General features: G+C 36.0%; 18 protein-coding genes. 7 read left to right on the top strand and 11 right to left on the bottom strand.

The window, feature by feature from the left end; genetic code table 11:
• Positions 1-42 precede the first annotated feature (42 nt).
• The 5 genes from lgt to ACOVQ4_RS00070 all read right to left on the bottom strand — a co-directional run bounded on the left by lgt (position 43) and on the right by ACOVQ4_RS00070 (position 4,542).
• A complete protein-coding gene (gene lgt / locus ACOVQ4_RS00090; protein ID WP_421818645.1) occupies positions 43-891 on the bottom strand; it encodes a prolipoprotein diacylglyceryl transferase in 849 nt (282 codons plus the stop codon).
• Positions 892-1,044: 153 nt separating this feature from the next.
• Positions 1,045-1,332, bottom strand: a complete 288-nt coding sequence (locus tag ACOVQ4_RS00085; RefSeq protein WP_421818644.1) for a rhodanese-like domain-containing protein — start codon at positions 1,330-1,332, stop codon at positions 1,045-1,047.
• Between the two features lie 169 nt (positions 1,333-1,501).
• On the bottom strand, positions 1,502-1,798 hold the full coding sequence (locus tag ACOVQ4_RS00080; RefSeq protein ID WP_421818643.1) for a rhodanese-like domain-containing protein: 297 nt from the start codon (positions 1,796-1,798) through the stop codon (positions 1,502-1,504).
• 32 nt (positions 1,799-1,830) lie between these two features.
• Positions 1,831-3,738, bottom strand: coding sequence for a T9SS type A sorting domain-containing protein (locus ACOVQ4_RS00075; RefSeq protein WP_421818642.1), 1,908 nt, complete (start codon positions 3,736-3,738; stop codon positions 1,831-1,833).
• A gap of 30 nt (positions 3,739-3,768) precedes the next feature.
• Positions 3,769-4,542: a PASTA domain-containing protein gene (locus ACOVQ4_RS00070; RefSeq protein ID WP_421818641.1), complete on the bottom strand. Its 774-nt coding sequence runs from the start codon at positions 4,540-4,542 to the stop codon at positions 3,769-3,771.
• Between the two features lie 1,194 nt (positions 4,543-5,736).
• On the opposite strand from ACOVQ4_RS00070, the gene ACOVQ4_RS00065 reads away from it, so the two are divergent.
• The 4 genes from ACOVQ4_RS00065 (at position 5,737) to ACOVQ4_RS00050 (ending at position 9,137) form a co-directional block, all read left to right on the top strand.
• Positions 5,737-5,907, top strand: a complete 171-nt coding sequence (locus tag ACOVQ4_RS00065) for a hypothetical protein (protein ID WP_421818640.1) — start codon at positions 5,737-5,739, stop codon at positions 5,905-5,907.
• Between the two features lie 87 nt (positions 5,908-5,994).
• Positions 5,995-6,579, top strand: coding sequence for a hypothetical protein (locus ACOVQ4_RS00060; RefSeq protein ID WP_421818639.1), 585 nt, complete (start codon positions 5,995-5,997; stop codon positions 6,577-6,579).
• A 140-nt stretch (positions 6,580-6,719) separates the two neighbouring features.
• Positions 6,720-7,304, top strand: a complete 585-nt coding sequence (locus tag ACOVQ4_RS00055; RefSeq protein WP_421818638.1) for a hypothetical protein — start codon at positions 6,720-6,722, stop codon at positions 7,302-7,304.
• A 636-nt stretch (positions 7,305-7,940) separates the two neighbouring features.
• Positions 7,941-9,137, top strand: a complete 1,197-nt coding sequence (locus ACOVQ4_RS00050) for a hypothetical protein (RefSeq protein ID WP_421818637.1) — start codon at positions 7,941-7,943, stop codon at positions 9,135-9,137.
• 60 nt (positions 9,138-9,197) lie between these two features.
• Here ACOVQ4_RS00050 and ACOVQ4_RS00045 read toward each other — a convergent pair whose 3' ends face one another.
• Genes ACOVQ4_RS00045 through ACOVQ4_RS00025 form a run of 5 tightly spaced genes read right to left on the bottom strand, consistent with a single transcriptional unit; the run spans position 9,198 to position 12,489 of the window.
• Positions 9,198-9,842 (bottom strand): hypothetical protein, encoded by a 645-nt coding sequence (locus ACOVQ4_RS00045; protein WP_421818636.1) that lies wholly within the window; start codon positions 9,840-9,842, stop codon positions 9,198-9,200.
• A 3-nt stretch (positions 9,843-9,845) separates the two neighbouring features.
• Positions 9,846-10,214, bottom strand: a complete 369-nt coding sequence (locus tag ACOVQ4_RS00040; protein ID WP_095167038.1) for a GntR family transcriptional regulator — start codon at positions 10,212-10,214, stop codon at positions 9,846-9,848.
• A gap of 4 nt (positions 10,215-10,218) precedes the next feature.
• Positions 10,219-10,992: a hypothetical protein gene (locus tag ACOVQ4_RS00035; protein ID WP_421818635.1), complete on the bottom strand. Its 774-nt coding sequence runs from the start codon at positions 10,990-10,992 to the stop codon at positions 10,219-10,221.
• A 28-nt stretch (positions 10,993-11,020) separates the two neighbouring features.
• Positions 11,021-11,854: an ATP-binding cassette domain-containing protein gene (locus ACOVQ4_RS00030; RefSeq protein WP_095167035.1), complete on the bottom strand. Its 834-nt coding sequence runs from the start codon at positions 11,852-11,854 to the stop codon at positions 11,021-11,023.
• Between the two features lie 32 nt (positions 11,855-11,886).
• Positions 11,887-12,489 carry a hypothetical protein gene (locus tag ACOVQ4_RS00025; RefSeq protein WP_421818634.1) on the bottom strand — a complete coding sequence of 201 codons (603 nt, stop codon included), beginning with the start codon at positions 12,487-12,489 and terminating at the stop codon, positions 11,887-11,889.
• A 188-nt stretch (positions 12,490-12,677) separates the two neighbouring features.
• Between ACOVQ4_RS00025 and ACOVQ4_RS00020 the strand changes: the two genes are divergently transcribed.
• Together ACOVQ4_RS00020 and ACOVQ4_RS00015 are read left to right on the top strand one after the other, a co-directional pair.
• Positions 12,678-13,547 carry a hypothetical protein gene (locus ACOVQ4_RS00020; RefSeq protein ID WP_421818633.1) on the top strand — a complete coding sequence of 290 codons (870 nt, stop codon included), beginning with the start codon at positions 12,678-12,680 and terminating at the stop codon, positions 13,545-13,547.
• Positions 13,548-13,552: 5 nt separating this feature from the next.
• On the top strand, positions 13,553-14,239 hold the full coding sequence (locus ACOVQ4_RS00015; RefSeq protein ID WP_421818632.1) for a hypothetical protein: 687 nt from the start codon (positions 13,553-13,555) through the stop codon (positions 14,237-14,239).
• 353 nt (positions 14,240-14,592) lie between these two features.
• Here ACOVQ4_RS00015 and ACOVQ4_RS00010 read toward each other — a convergent pair whose 3' ends face one another.
• Positions 14,593-15,846, bottom strand: coding sequence for a dipeptidase (locus ACOVQ4_RS00010; protein WP_421818631.1), 1,254 nt, complete (start codon positions 15,844-15,846; stop codon positions 14,593-14,595).
• A gap of 95 nt (positions 15,847-15,941) precedes the next feature.
• Here ACOVQ4_RS00010 and ACOVQ4_RS00005 point away from each other — a divergent pair, with 95 nt between their 5' ends.
• The gene (locus tag ACOVQ4_RS00005; protein ID WP_421818630.1) at positions 15,942-16,871 is read left to right on the top strand and encodes a carbohydrate kinase family protein; all 930 of its coding nucleotides are present in this window, start codon (positions 15,942-15,944) and stop codon (positions 16,869-16,871) included.
• The last annotated feature ends 196 nt before the right edge of the window (positions 16,872-17,067 follow it).

Raw genomic sequence — 17,067 nt, 5'->3', positions numbered from 1 at the left:
CTTTGCCACTCTGTGCCTCAATACACACTCTGTGCCTTTTTTCTAAACAGCCTTCTTATTCTTAAACGAATACCAAAGTACACCTAATCCAAATAAAATTGCTGGAATACTTAGCCATTGACCCATGTTGAGGCTCATACCATCTTCGAAGCTAACTTGATTTTCTTTGATAAATTCGTATAAGAAACGAAGAATAAACAAGACTACCATGAATACCCCCGTCATCAAACCTTCCTGTGTTTTTTCTTTCTTTTTATTCCAAATCATAAAAAGAATGACGAACAAGACAATACAAGAAAGTGCTTCATATAATTGAGCAGGGTGACGAGGCACAACAGCAAAATAGTCATGATTGAGAGATGGGTCATTATAAAATTTGAATGCCCAAGGCACGTCGGTTTCTTTACCAACAATTTCAGAATTCATCAAATTACCGATACGAATACAAGCTCCACCCAAAGCAACAGTAGGTACAACACGGTCGGTTACATACAAATAACTAATGTCTTTATGCTTGCGGACATACAAATAAAATGCTAAAAATAAGCCAATTGCTGCACCATGACTAGCCAAACCTGCATACGGAGGACGAATCATCGACCAGAAAAAATGAGCGGGGTCGCTTAGTAAAGTAGGATATTCATAAAAGAAATAGTGTCCCATTCGTGCGCCCAATACTGTTGCAATCATGGCATATAGCAGTAACTCATCGGCTTGTTCGAGTGGGCGACCTTCTTTTTTGAAAAAATATGAAATCACTTGATAGCCTAACAAAAAAGCAGTGGCAAACATAACCCCATACCAACGCACGGGCAGGCCACCTATCAAAGGTAAAGATTCGGGAAATGTGAAAATATCAGAACTTGTGAACCAATCTATATATGCTAACATTCGGTTTATTGGATTAGTGTTTAGTGGGAATTCTTTATGTATCTGAAACCCAAATTTAAAACTTTTCTAAGAATAAGTTAGGAGTACGGAGTAAAGAATAATATGTTTTGAGTTGAATCTATAATCCACTCACCTATCTCGACAATTCTTTGCTTAAATGCTCAGGAATGCCTCTATCCCCCCTGTGAGATTACGCACGCCTGTGAAGCCTCTTTTTCTGAGAATTGTAGCTGCTACTTTACTTTGTAGCCCGGTATAACAGATGATGACAAATTCTAGGTTTTTCAAGAATTCTATCGCCTCCAGTTTTTCAAGTAATTTATCAAAAGGTAAATGCAAACCACCCAAATTAAAATCTAGGACTTCCGCCTCGGTTCGAATATCTACGATTTGAAGCTCAGGGAGACGATTTTTAAACTCTTCTGCGGAGATATCAATCATAATAGTGGGGCTTTGGGCGGTCGGTTATCGGTATTCGGGTAAAAAGAAAAATCTATTTTATATTTAAGAAGTCTGTCCAATTAGCAGCCTATTTAGTAGTATTTTTCATCAAAATTAAAATGGTTTAGACCTTCGTCCAAACCATTCTAATTCATGTCTTTTCTAGCACTTAGTCTAAATCATTGAAGGCCAAAATACCGCCCAATACGTTTCTGACATTCGTAAATCCTTGGGATTCTAAAAACGCTTTTGCACGTCCTGAACGCGCGCCAGAGCGACAGTGAACCACTACTTCTTGATCTTTCCAGCCTTGGATTTCATACAAACGGTCTGGCAATTCACCTACTGGAATCAACAAAGCGCCCAAGTTATCTTCTTCGTATTCGTATTCTTCTCTTACATCAAGAAAGTTGAATTTTTCGCCAGCATCTAGGCGTTGTTTTAATTCTTCTACTGTAATATCCATGTTTTATTCTGTTTACTTCGTTGAGGTCACGTTTAACGAACAATATTGATTTTGCGAACAAATGTATTACGTTCGTCTGAGAGTAACAATAAATATATGCCTGAATTAAGATTTTCGACTGAAACTCTGCTTTCAGAAACTCTTTGCTTTAGAATACTTTGACCTTGAAAATCTACAAGTTCGACATTCTTTAAGGTTGGGTCATTCCATGAAACATAATCCTTGGCAGGATTCGGAAATACTACCAATTGTTGATTTTGAATATCTTCTTCTGTTCCTAAAATAACATCCTTGACGGTTCCTCCCATGATTGGTCGCATCATCAAAGCGCCATTAGCAGCTTTAAAATCGGCGTTATTGGTTTGTGTAGCAAGATTGACCCATTGTGTACCCAAATTATAAAAATATTTTGAAGAAAACTGAGATGAATTTTTATCTAAACCAATAATCAAAGGTTCGCCATCAGTATATTGCAAAACGCCAATATAAAAAGTATCCTTTACCGCAACAGGGTCAAAAGTATATTCAATAAAACCATTTACCATTTTACTATAAGAAACCTGACTATAAAAAGAGCGAATCACATTACCTGGTTTGCCTTTGTCGTTTTCCATGACTTGAATAGTAATCGGATTACCTTCGAGGTTAGTAAGCATTGGCAGTAAATTGATTCGTACACCCGAGACTACATCATTAGCATTATTTACAAATTGGGCTGCCATTCGACCAAAACCTTTTCCTAAATATGCCCCAACTTCTGCCGTTCCGTCATCATAAGCATAATAATCTGAAAGTTCGGTTGTAAGGCGAATCGTATCGTTTTGTTTACGATTAATAATCACTCCTTCATCCGAGGTTTTTAAGGCAAATGTACTTTGTAGAGTATATTTTGCATTACTCAACTGCCCGAGTGTACTGGCGATTTTTTGAGCAATTTTTACATTTCCTAAGCCATTGGGATTTGGACTAATCACGACGTTGGTCTGGTTATTTTTTTGCAAAATACTATTGGTCAACAAGTCTTTGATTGTAAACTCATAATCAAAAAAGTTATTTACCTCCGATTTGTTCATATATACCACATCAGTACTTAACGAATCCCCTAGCTCCTGAGAAGGCTTAAGCATCAGCTGTCGCACAGGCATAGCACGATAACGTTTGAGCAAAGAAGGCATATTACGTCTTACAGCCAAATCCACATAGAATTTATCGTTAAAAGTCCTTTTTGTATTCAGATAAATATAGTCGAGATTCCATATATCAAACTGTCCCGACAATCGTCCGAAACTCTGAAAACGGAATTGAAATTGATTATGAAAATATAAGTTTTGGGCACGAATTGGTAAGAGTACCTGCTGAAAATCTGGATATTCTTTATCCCCTTTCATCGACCAAACAGTCTGCCAAATACCGCCATTTGTCAAAAACTGTAGTCGCAAAGAATCTGTAGCGTTGGGTCTATCTCCTAGCGAACTATTTTGCCAAAAAAAACTCAGATACAAAGAATCGGCAGGCTGATAAGTTGATAAATCAATTATCTGAGAGGTGAGCGTATCGGCAGCTCCCTCTGCAAGGCTATTTGTAAAATTGTAGGGAGTTCCATCTGCTTTCAGACCATCAAAAGTAACCACATTAATCGTTGGATGATTAGTGGCATAATCATTGTTGACCAAAGTACCTCCCGAGCTCAACCAGTTATTAGGATTAAGTTTGAGTCCGTACGAAAAATCGTCAAAAAATGGAAGTTTTGCCGTATTTGTAGCAGCCACTCTAGCTGTTTTGAGGCTTGCAGGGTTACCCAAGGGAACCGTTTTTATTTGAGCCAAGGTACGGATTTGAGCAATAAAAAAGAGTGGTAAAAAAATTAACCACCCTTTTTTACCCTTTCCGCAGAAAGGCTTCTTAGAACCTGTAAAAGTGTAAGAAGAAATATTTTTCATTTGAACTTTATTAAATACCCATTGGTAGAATTATTCTCCTGACGGAGGATTACCCGCTACCCAAAGGTCAATCATTTCGCCAGCTTTAATTTTGCCATCTTCGCAAGCCGGATTTTGACGAATCACAGTGCCTGCTGGTTCGGTAGAATCTGGGTCATAAATTACGGTTCCTTTTTGTAAACCAGAACCAGAAATTATAATAATCGCCTCATCCAAAGGTTTGCCGATTAGGCAAGGAATCTCTAACTCGACATTGCCTGTGCCATTACCTACGATAAGCGTAACCTTCGAACCTTTTGCAATTAACGTTCCAGCTTCGATTTTCGTGCCTTGATATTTTACTTCGAGTACCTCATTTTCGCGAATGTCGTTTTGGTATTCGAGCGATGGTTTGAGCAAACCCGCAATCAACAACTGCTGTTCGGCACTTCGTACTGACATTTCGGTCAGTTTTGGAAGCTTAATCATCGGCGCCGTTTCGGTATTGATGGTCAAATAAATTTTTCGTCCTTGTTTTACCTTAGAGTTTTCGAGTGGATACTGAGAAAGTACCGTAAGCGGTTTTTTACCTGGGGTAAAAGTACTATCGGTCACTTCATAGTCCAAGTTTCTTTCGTCCAGTAAGTCTTCGGCCTCCTCCATCGTCAAGCCCTTCAAGCTAGGTACAGTAATAGTTTCGCCGTGATTGGTACTCCAAGGAAGGTAAATAAAGAAAAATCCAAAAAATAAGACCATTAATAGGCATACAATAATGGCCGCGTGTGTAAAAACGTCTTTTTTAGAATTTGTTGGAATTTTGATCATTTCGGTCTTCGTTATGGTATTTGGTGCAATTTACAAGATAAGTTTGTTTTTGGAAAATGCCTTTCACAAAATGCACCATTGGGTTGGGATATTTAAGGCTAAGATGTTGAGAAAAGGTTATAAAAATAAGACTCTTTCTATACAACTCTATACCTTACAGGGTTTACATAACGAAATAATCATGTGATGTGATATTGACCAAGGATAAGCTTTTACTTAATTTTTTATTTATTGATGTTTAATGATTGACTAAGCTATTTATTTCCAGTACCTTCAGAAAAAAAATAGGTTATTAGTTCATTATATACCCTATATTTAAAATATCCTCATAATGACTTTTCCTGTTGCTTATAAAATGTAATCTACGTAATACTTTTTTACACCATGAAATTCAAATCTCAAACTGCCCTATTATGGTTCGTAATCGCCTTCTATATGGCCTCAAGTTCCGATACTACTTTTTCATTTCAAAAGCTTTCGTCCTTCGCGAGTTTATCTAAAATACTTTGGTTTGTAGGAGGATTTATGACTGGGCTACTAACAGTATATCTTTTTCGAGAAACTGCTAAAAAGTGATACGTTAATCGTACATCTGTTATCTGATGTTAATTATCTTTTTATTCAATCAGTCTATTCACGCAATGAAAGCTAATCGAAAAAAGCTCATGATTTTGATAGAAGTCCTATCAACGGCAGTTGGTGGTGTAGCTATTTTGTATGCTCTGTTTTTTGCATAAAATATCAGAGAATAAAGAAGGTTCTCAGAAAACTTCCCTAATTAGAGACTTAGTCTCGGACTGGCGTTTGTTTCAGTTGATAAACTGTTTAAAAAAATAAGTCCAAGACTAAGTCTTGAACTAGTAATTCGTTTCTTTACTTGAATTCTCATTGTCAAATATTAAACATTCTAATCATTAAAACTGTATGAAAAATGGAATATCCTTTTTAGGGAAAATTATGATTATGTTTCTGATTTACTTAGGATTTAAAAATAATAAATTCAGTCCCGATGAACTATTTCAATTTCCAGCCCTTGTTGGGTTTTTAGTCGTTGTGGTTGTTTTTTTGATTACTACTAAAGTAAAAAAGCAACGATAAGTTTAGTCTCTTTGGGAATGAAGGTTATATTCCAGTTTATAAACTGTTTAAAAAATAAGTCCAAGACTAAGTCTTGAACTAGGAGTTTATCAAAACATGAACAATAAACATCAATACTACAAAGCAGCAAGCTTGACCATAAGTATTCTAATGGTTGTTTTATTTTTCTTCAAAATTTACAAGCTTGAGATTTATGTTATTTTATTCGGTTTGGTTTGCTATCTTACTGGTAAAAGTAAACTTCGAGATACTGAGAAATTAGAATAAAAAAGGCGAAACGAAAACAGGAACAACAACAAACCATTTATTATCAAACACATACACCAAAGTCCAATCTACCGAAACATTAACTCAATGAAAATAATCATATCTCTGATTGTGCTATTGAAACTAACGATTTGTTCTACTTTACTAGCGCAAGAGCTCCCTATATCCAAGTCAAAACTTCAGCCAGAGCTAGAAATTCAATTTGAATTATGGAGGGTACTCGACAGAGCAAATTTTAAAAAGTGTGGTTCATATATGTTTTCTATTAAGTTTGAACTTGATAAAAAATCTGGACACATCAAAAATCTTAAGTTCTCCGAGAACTTACTTGATACTTCAATAATCAGTTGTGTTAAGAAAGCTCTTTACAATAAAGAGTCGATATGGATTCTTAAAAATTGTAAAAAAAATAACCCTTCCTTACTTTTTTTACTCCCTATTAGTATAGGGATACATAAGGAGGAAGGAGACTGTAATCATATTCCTTCATCCAATTTTGAAGATATGCCAGGTGTTAGAGAATCATTGGATTTTAAGTCCATGATTACCTTTCCAAAAACCGAATATGCAACAGATTCTGCGGTTTACAAAGAAGATATATTTAGGGTTCCCAAGGTTAAATTTGTAGGTATGACACTTAACCACATTGTATGTGGGGTTAAATACAAATAGGTTCATCTACAATCCTTAACGCAATAATTTCCTAAATGCTATTCTTCGCTCCAATGACAGCTAAACGAAAACACAAACAATGAAAAACATTCATTATCAAACACATACACCAAAGTCTAATCTACCGAAACATTAACCCGATGAAAAAAACCATATCTCTAATTGTGCTATTGAAACTTATGGCTTGTTCTACTTTACTAGCGCAAGAACTCACTGTGTCTAAGTCAAAACTCCAACCAGAGGAGAAAATATGGTTAGAACTACTGAAATTGGTTAATCAGTCTCATTATAGGAAATGTGCAGAGTTTATATTTTCTGCTAGATTTGAGCTTGATAGAAGAAATGGTAAAATTAAAACGCTCCAATTTTCCAAGAACTTGGTCGATACAACAATCATGAGTTTGGTAAGAAAATCGCTTATCAACACGGAATCAATATGGAGTATTAAGAACTGCAAAAAAGCAAATCCTTCATTAGTCTTTTTACTTCCAATTAGAATCGTCATGAAAAGACGAGATTGTATTCCATTACATGCTACAGAAATAATGGAACCTGATGCTTTGGGTATAAGATCTACTATTGATTTTCTATCATTGATTACATTTCCTCAGCATGTATCTACTGTAGATTCTTCCGTTTATAAATCGGTAGACTTTAGGGCTTCTGCAATAAAATTTGTTGGGATGACACTAAATCCAATCTCAGTGGGACAAATGGATCGTTAACTAATAAATGAAAATCTACCACAAAATCAATGTTACGCATTACAATAATTAGCTTTATGAGCTTGTATTTAGGTTCATGTTCTCTGATTGATACTCGAAAACCTAAATTTTGGGTATGTATATGATTCCTACAGCGGAAGTAACTCGCTAACTACGAATCAAAAATAAAAATATTGTATTGGTTTGTTGCTCTCGTGCAGCATTAGGGAGATAACTCCAACAAGGTCAGAAGTCTTGAACTAGAATATTATTAAAAAATGAAAGAGAATCAACGTTTATATGGTAACGTGTTAATGTTTACTAGTATTTTGATAATCTGGATATTGCTTTATAAGGTATTTAATCATTTAGTAATTCATCTTATCTTTTTTTGTTTAGAATGCTACTTTGCAAGTAAGATCGATCTTCATGATGAAGATGACTTAGAGTAAAAAGGACTTTTGCTCGTTTTAATAGCACTTACATCCCTACAAGAAATAATAAATCTTTAGTCTTATCAGACGAAACCTCAAACAAGCCTTTTGACATTAACACATTATTGGATTTGTGTATGAGAAACATTGTTTTTACAAGGTTTGTCATATAGATTTGGGGTATGTATTACACTTTCACACCATATCTTATCAAATGTTCTTCATGAAAAAGCTTTTATTTACTACAATGTTTACGGTTATATCTTGTATTTCCCTCAAAGCACAAAAAGAGTTTATGTCGGGTTATATTGTCAATAATACTGGCGATACTATCCGAGGACAAATCGACAATCAAAAATGGGCTACTTCTCCTCTGAAAATTACCTTTAAAAATAATAATCATGAAGTAAAGTATGAATTAAAGGATATTCAGAGTTTTGTCATAAATGACCAAGTAACTTATGTAAGAAAAGCGATTGCTTTAGACATTACGCCACATCAATTTGGAAGCTTACTTGACAGTTATGACAGAATAGTTGTGGATACTACTTTGTTCCTGAAACAATTAGTTAAAGGGAGATTGAATTTGTATTATCTACAAGATAACAACCAGAAAAAACACTTTTTTGTTGAGAAGCTGAATGAACCTATTAAGGAACTTATTGACCACCACTTTTTAAAGACCATCAACAATAATACCTATAACGTTCACCACGATATTTATAACAATCAATTATATGAGTTGTGTGAAGATTGCTCTGATAACTCTGGGAAAGTCTTTAAGTATTTGTATCGAGATGCTGATCTAATCCCTTTGGTAATTAAATACAATATTTATTTTGGGGATAATAAGCCTGTTGAAGTTTCAAAAAAAGAGAAGTTTAAAACTACTTTATACGCACAAGCCTCAATAGGGACTTTTGGCTACAGCATTGATAACTCTGCGAATCAATTCAATAAAGCTGGTTTGACGGCTGGTTCTTTGGGGTTGGCAGGTTTATTTGAAATACCCTCAAAAAGAAATAAATTTGGGATAAAGGTGGATTTGTTGTACAACTTTTACCAAGAAGATGTAAAGCTTTTCAATGGTTATCAAATACCAACCAATACCTCCTATTTAGGCGCATACATTGGACCTCAATACTCCTTTTACAAAAATGTACCCAAAAAAGTGGATGTGTATCTCAATGCAGGAGTCTCGTTAGAAATGAGATTAGCACAAAAAAGTCAAGATTTGATTTACCAAGGTATGGGCAATACCATGGGCTTTAAAGTTGGATTAGGCACAATACTCAATAGAATGTCTTTGGAGCTAACGTACAATAACACCGATGCTGGATTAAAACCTTATCCGTTTGTAACAGGTAATATACAGAAGGTTTCTTTGACATTTGGATATGCACTTCTAAAAAGTAAGTAATAAATCAAAAAAGGCACAAAGAGGATTTAGCCTCTTTGTGCCTTTTTGATTTATTACTCTTTATTTATTCAATATCTTCATCGCATCTTTACCCAAAACCTGTACAGCAATACTGTCGCTCAAGATCAACTGATTGGGTTGAACTTTCGTGTCTTTTAGGCTTAGCTCACTATTTCTTCCTCCATTTATTGCTAAACGATCGGCTTTTATATGGTCCAAGTTGACAATCAAGGACTTTGAAGAGTACAAATCCAGCTTGGCAGTTTCGATGCCTTTTAATTCGAGTGTCGTGCTAGAAATTTGTGATTTTATCCATAGACTATCCACTTTAAAGGTATTGCCTATGTTAATTTGGATAGCATTTCCGTTTGTCACATTGATACCTAAAACTCTTGGCAACTGTAACTGCATATAATCTACGGATTCGTTGAGTTCTAGCACGAGGGTATCACCAACATATTTTTGTGTAATTCCTTCCTGAGCACTTAACATAGCATACTCAGGATTTTGGGCAATATCCACATTTACATACCTTGCAGCTTTTGCGCTAAGTGTCAGATATTTGAATGGCTTTAGGACTAATTTTGTATTCTTATGAGTCTCTTTATATTCAACCAATTTGCCTTTTAAAGTAATATTAAAACTTAGTAACCCTATGATGACCAAGGCTGCCATTGTCACAAGGAGTTTGTTGGATGTCTTCATGGATTAATAATTTTCGGTTTTAAAAGCTTCAAATCTATTTTGTAATTCTGAAAAGTCGATTCCCAATAAGTGAATGGCTTTGAAGAACTGAGGTAATTCATTTTGTAAAAACTCTTCACGTCGAAACTCCGTCACTTTATCGTGTGCATCGGTTGATACAAAAAAGCCCATGCCTCTTTTGGTAAAAATGATACCTTTTTGTTCTAAAAAATCATACGTTCTCATAACTGTGTTGGGATTAACTTCTAATTGAACGGCAAGTTCTCTGACAGAAGGAACTTTATCTTCTGATGCCCATTGTTTGAGCAGTATTCTCTCACAAATTAGCTCTGCTATTTGGAGATATATGGCTTGGTTTTCTCTAAATTCCATGATGTTAAACCTCCTTTTCCTTTAACTTTAAATATGCAATCAACAACCAAAACAGAGGTAGAACGAAACGAATTAAAACGAGACCTACAGTGATATAGTCTCTTAAATCTCCTTCAAATGATACATTGTTATTCAAATCACCGATAATATAATGGAACATTAGATACTCCAACAAAGCAATAATAGCGATACTCGAAAACCCCAAAAAGGCCGTTTTGATTAACGATAATCGTTGGAAAAATAAAGTTCCCATAATCGTAAAAGTCCATACATTTGCTATTATCACAATACTATTAATAGGCATAGCACTGTGAACATCTAGGTAATCATGAATTTGTTCAAAGTAGTAAAGAGCCACACTTGACATCGATGTATCAGGATAAAATAATTTAATCATTTCGAATGCGGCATAATCAATCAATGAGTGAGTTGAAATAATGACAATCGGATAAACAATCAACACATAAAAAAGACCACTCAAGAATTTTTCTAAATGCGATGCAGGAAGCAACAAATAGCTCATCGTAGAAGGTGTATGAGAAAAATCTCTAAAAATATAGTTAGCAAATAAAACTCCCATGCCAAGCATACCTGCAATAAAGCTACCAACCCTAATATCTATGTCCACAATAGCACCACCCGCATCTCGTCCCAAATAATAGGCTGCAATACACAACAGCACCATTACAACGTAGGTCATGCCAAACAGCTTTCGGTTCTCGACCCAAATGCGTTTGATTAACCACCCTAATCTTTGTATATCTAATGTTTGATTCATGTTTTCTATCTAAAAAGTTTTTCCAAGTTTAGTTAAATAATTGCTTGATTACCTGTGGCTTCTCTAAAGCTGCATTGAACAACAACTCCAAATCCACTTTGGTATATGACTCATCTTCGTTTGGAATCACAATACCAAATCCTCTGATAGAATGCTCAGAATAAAGGACTTTCTCATGATTAGTCACTTGTTGAACTGTTTTGAAAGAAAGCTTTTCAGCTATCACATCGGTACCTGCATTGAGCAAAACTTCGCGGTTATCCATGATAATAATCGGGTCAATCAAAGATTCAAGGTCACGTACTTGGTGCGTCGAAATCAGAATAACTCTTTCGTTGGTAATCGAAGAAGCAATGATTTTTCGAAACTGACTTTTCGATGGAATATCCAAACCATTGGTAGGCTCGTCCATAATCAACAAAGGTGTATTGGTAGCCAACGCAAAACTAATCAAGGCCTTTTTCTTTTGTCCCAACGACAATTCGGTAAGTCGTGCCGAACTATCCACCTCAAACTCTTTGAGATATTCGGTCAATTGATTTTGGGAAAAATTCGGATAAAACACCGCATAAACAGACACAAATTCCTTCATGCTGATGGGCGGAATGTGTAGTTCTTCAGGCAAGAAAAATAACTCTTGCAAAAACTTCGGTTGTCGCAAATGTGGCGTATGCCCATTGACCGTGCATTGCCCTGATGTAGGTGTAAGTAAACCCGCGATATTACGCAGTAGGCTGGATTTCCCTGCTCCATTACGCCCAAGTAATCCGTAGACATTGCCTGCTTGGAGTTCAAGATTGAGCCCTTCAAATACAGGCTTTTTCTTGCTATAACCAAATCCTAAATTATGAATTGAAACCATATTTTGAGTTTTGAGGTTGAAGTGAAGATTTCTTATTTATGAATATTTTTTTGTTTTTTAATCAATTGCCAAACGTACACACCTACCCACCACACCAATCCGCCAAATGCGAGTATCTGAGAAGCTCTCAAAGGAAGAGCCATCAATACTGCTAGTAATACGGGCACCAAACCAATGAGATACAGCAAGTCTATTTGTAGGTCTTTTCTGACAATACCTCCCTTCGGAACCGCCTCATCCTGATCGATGAGCAAAAATTTGAGTTTATCAAAATCCCAAACCAAGAGATAAACATTACATACCAAAAAGAAACCAACTACATAGGGTGTTCCTCGCCAGTCTTGTGAAATAGTCACCATCAGAATATTCAGAAACATCGGAATAGCCATTACTGCTCCTAAGGTTGCAAATCGCTTGACGAGCAAACAAAAGCCGATGATGATTTGACTAATGGCAATAAACTCGGCAAACAAACCCAATTGATGTTTGGCTAGTACCTCAATCAACCAAGGAGGACCAATGAGTTGGATAAAATTGCCCTGTAACATTTTGGTAACCCCTGCACTCAGCAAGATAAAACCCAACCAAAATCGAATACACCCTACAATCCATCGCTGCGTCAGAATAAATTTCATTTAGTGTATTAGTTAAATAGTACACTACAAATATAGGACATTTAAAATTAGAAAGTCAAGTATGAAATAAAGCCAAATGGAGAGCGGTCGAAAAGGTGGATGAATGGGGAGCTAAAATATAGGACTCTATTTTTTAAAGTAATATTATTCGTTTAACTTTACTTTATACAACCACATCTAAGGATACCATGAGCACTACATCTAAAAAGAAACAATATCTTAGCCATAAGCTGAAAGGAGGAGCTAATAATGAAAAGGGCAATAGATTTGAAAATCACTTTGCCATTTTCAAAATTACAGAATACCTAAACTCATATTCAGAATCGAAAGCACAAGTAGTTTTCTCATCCCAAGTTGAGGCATTTGTAGATGACTTACTAATTATTTTAGAAGAAGGTAACAAAGAGTTTTATCAAATAAAGAATAGCAAATCATTAAAATGGGAACATGGAAATAAGCAAAAAAGCTTATGCTATGACTTTTTAAATCAGAAACGAATTGAAAAAGAACAAGACTCCAAGTTCAGATTATTACTTATCGTAAATTCTGTGTACTTACAACTGATTTTAACTCAATCACTTCCCAAAAGCTTACGTCAGCACACTGAAGTTGGATATTTCCCATACTCAGATAGTGTTCATAATTTAGTTAGCCAGCATCTAGAATTTAGACAAGAGCTAGAAAAGCTAATCGCCATTAGTTCACCCTCCATAGATAAATTGGAAGCCTTGGCAACTGCCATCTTAGGTGTTTGGAACGGTTGTAATAAAAAAGATATATCGCTTGAAGTCATATATGCTCACTTAGAAAAGATGTCACTATCATTTATCAGACCTAGAGAGATTTTTTATTTGTCGAAAGAAATACAATTGATTTTAGATTTAATTCCTAATTTTAGCTACATTGTTCACAATAACTATTTAACATGGAAGTTTAAAAATACCGATACTGGTATCATTCCATTTCCAATCGGAAGTCCTGATTTTGAAGAAATTGAAATTGAGATTGTGACCCAAAAGCCTAGCAGTTTTGAAGCCTTAGAAACTATTATTGCATAAATCCCATGAGAGAATATACAATTTTTGCCCAACAAGATGAAGAAATTCAAGCTAATCTTTCTCTATTAGCTGATAAGCAAACTCGTGCAGAGATTTATGCAAATGCTCTAGGTATTTTAGGTAAAAAGCTGGCTTTACATATTAATCCCAAAATTACTTCTTCTGAAAAAATAGTACTTGCCTGTACCTCTGAAGATGCAGATTGGCTTGGCAAAGGAATACTACAGACTTTATGGAATACCAATATCAATTTGGCTGTATTTTGGAACTTACGAGCAAAAGTTGACAATGATAGAGAACTCACAATAGCTCCAATTGTGAAGTCTTATATCGAAGAAACTTCAAACTGTAAGACCTTAATAATTTGTAAATCGATTATTTATACTTCATGTGTTGTGCGAACAAATTTGATGTTTCTTATTAATCAAATTAATCCAGATAAAATCTTCATAGTTGCTCCTGTTATGTTCAAATCAGCAGAGAATTCTCTTAATAAAGAATTTGAATCTTCTATAAGTAAAAAGTTTGAATATATCTATTTTGCCATCGATGATGAAGTTTCGGATGAGGACGAAGTTATCCCTGGTATAGGTGGAAATATATACCAAAGACTAGGATTAGGGGACACACATATTAAAAATAAATATATACCTCAGCTGGTAAAAGATAGAAGAAATGCTATTCCTGTATAAGTACACTGATAAATCATTCCTAATTACGTGATTGTTGACTGAGTGATTATCGTAATATAAATGATAGATAGTGTTATCAAAACGGCGTTCGAAAAACTCATTTCGAACGCCGTTTTAATGAACCGCCACAAAATCCCTTATCATCACAGAAAATTTTAGCACTATCTAAAGCTCAATGGTCTAAAGGTTGAATGTTGACATTCAAGAACAAAATATTTTATAAAGAAATCTCAAAATTCGGGATGACACTGACATATCTTTAGACGCAAAGCATTGTGTCTCTACTGGGAAATCTAGATTAAAAATAGTCTTTCATTCGCTAATAAAATTGATAACGTTCATATTCAGACTCTCTACTTCCTCTCCGCCACCTTATCTACCTGATTCCATACTCTGAACAAGTTTTTGTAACATATCTTCTCGATGGCTTTTTCAGAATATCCTCTTTTGAGTAAAATATAAATCAAATTTGGTATTTCAGAACAGTCCTTAAGACCATCTGGAAGTGTGGGGCCTACTCCATCAAAATCCGAACCTAGTCCGACGTGGTCGATGCCTGCAATTTTTACGACATGATCTATATGATCAGCCACTCGCTCTACAGTGGTTAGCGGAGTAGGGTACTTAGCCACGTATTCTTTTTCAAAAGCTTGTACTTCTGGTGCATCAGCGGGAAGATTTTTACTTTTCTGAAAAGCTTTCATCGCATTGCGTTTGAGCTCATAAGCCTTATTCGAGACTGAATCCAGAAACATAGAGCTAAAATTTATCATGATTACTCCTCCCTTTTTGGCCATTTTTTGAATCAAAACATCGGGAGCATTCCGAATAAAACCTGGGGTAAAACTGCGACAAGATGAATGTGAAGCAATAACAGGGGCTTTAGACAAAGCCACCACTTGCTCAAAAGTATCGTCAGAGATATGTGAACAATCGAGCATGATACCCAAACGATTCATTTCACGCACTACCTGACGACCAATCGGGCTCAGACCGCCCCAAGTGCGAGTGGTATCATAAGAAGTGTCACAAATAAAATTATCTTCGCCATGGCACAGCGTAATGTAGCGAATACCTCGATCATAGAAATGCTTCAAATTTTCCAGATTGCTCTCTACTGGAGAGCCGTTCTCCATACCCATAGGCAAGGAAATCAAGCCTTTCTTGAAGTTTTGCAAAATGTCAGCTGGACTTTTGGCTAAAGCAAATTTATCGGGATAGATTTTGGTTAAATTTTCTACCAAATCAATCAATGAATCCGCTAAGGCTTTCGAAAAACCTTTCCTTTTCTGTAAATCAGCAGGTACATATATCGACATAAAAGGCGCTGTCAAACCTCCTTTTTTAGCGCGAACATAATCAAAATCGCCACCCGAAGTCTGTACTGAAACGTCCTCCATTTTGGCATGCAAACGATATGGCAAGTCTACGTGACCATCCACAATCACATAGCGATGCGCTAATGCCTCAGCTTTTTTCTTTAGCGCTTCATCGTCCAAAAACTTGTTGATACTACTTTTTTGCTTTTGAGGATGAGGCTTTGACGAAAACGAGACAAAAGCAAGATGAAATAAGAATATTGTAACCAGAGGTAGTGTTTTGTACATATTTTTTCAAAAAATTAGTTTGTTTATTTAATCTATAAAATTCTTTGGAATAAATCTTTAATTTGCATTACAAATCATAATACCATTTTTATATCATGAAAAAATACGTACTACTTTCGGTAGGCGAACTATTGGTTGACCTCATCGGAACAGAATTAGCCTCCAACATATTAGAAACACCTATATTTGAGCGCTTTCAAGGAGGTAGCCCTGCCAACATGGCCGCCAATATGGCTCGTTTGGGGCAGCCTGTGGCCTTAATTTCTTGTATTGGAAATGATAACCTTGGCGTTTTTTTACGTGATGAAGTAGCCAAAACAGGTATCGACACACAGCACATTGCTGTCGACCCATTTCAGCCTACTAGTATCGTAGTGGTATCTCGAACAAAAGGTACTCCCGATTTTATCGCCTATCGCACCGCCGACCGCATGTTGCAACCTCAGCATATTTCTGATGAACTACTGGCTGAATCAGCGGTATTCCATACTACTTGCTTTGCCTTGAGTCAAGAACCTGCTCAAAGTACGATTGTTGATGCCGCTAAGCGTGCCAATGCCTTGGGTTGCCGTGTGAGTATTGACTGTAACTATGCGCCTCAAATCTGGCCAGATAGAGATCAGGCCTGGAAGGTTATTTCGGCGTATTGTGGACAAGATGGACTTGTAAAGCTCAGCGAAGACGACGCTGAAAGATTATACGGCAAAAAAGTTACAGAGGAACAAATTTTAGCAGATTTTCATGCTATGGGCGCCGACCTTATTTGCTTGACAAAAGGTGGTGATGGCTCTGTTATTTCTTATAATAAAGGAAAAGAAAAAATTACAGTAGGTGTAAAACCTATCGAAGTTATAGATGCCACAGGTGCGGGAGATGCCTATTGGGCAGGATTTTTAACAGCCTTTAGCGAAGGAAAAACACCAGCAGTTTGCTCACAAGCGGGCGCAAACTTGGCAGCGCTCAAATTAGTCACCAAAGGACCACTCCCTGCCCAAGTCGATAAAGCCGTACTATATATAGATTAGTGATAAAGTGAAGATTAGTGATAAAGTGAACAGGCAAAGAGGCACAGAGTAATCTAACAATTACTTTGTGCCTCTTTGCCTGTTCGCTATACTACTGAATACACTTCGAGCTTTAAGTTAAGTAAGAACACGTTATTAGTGAATAGTCTGATTACTGGACAAAATTGAAGTTACTAGTTCAAGACTTAGTCTTGGA

It is taken from the genome of Flectobacillus sp. (assembly GCF_049240685.1).
Lineage (GTDB): Bacteria > Bacteroidota > Bacteroidia > Cytophagales > Spirosomataceae > Flectobacillus.
The sequence above is the reverse complement of the archived record's forward strand: the minus strand, read 5'-3'. Positions and strand labels throughout refer to the sequence as shown.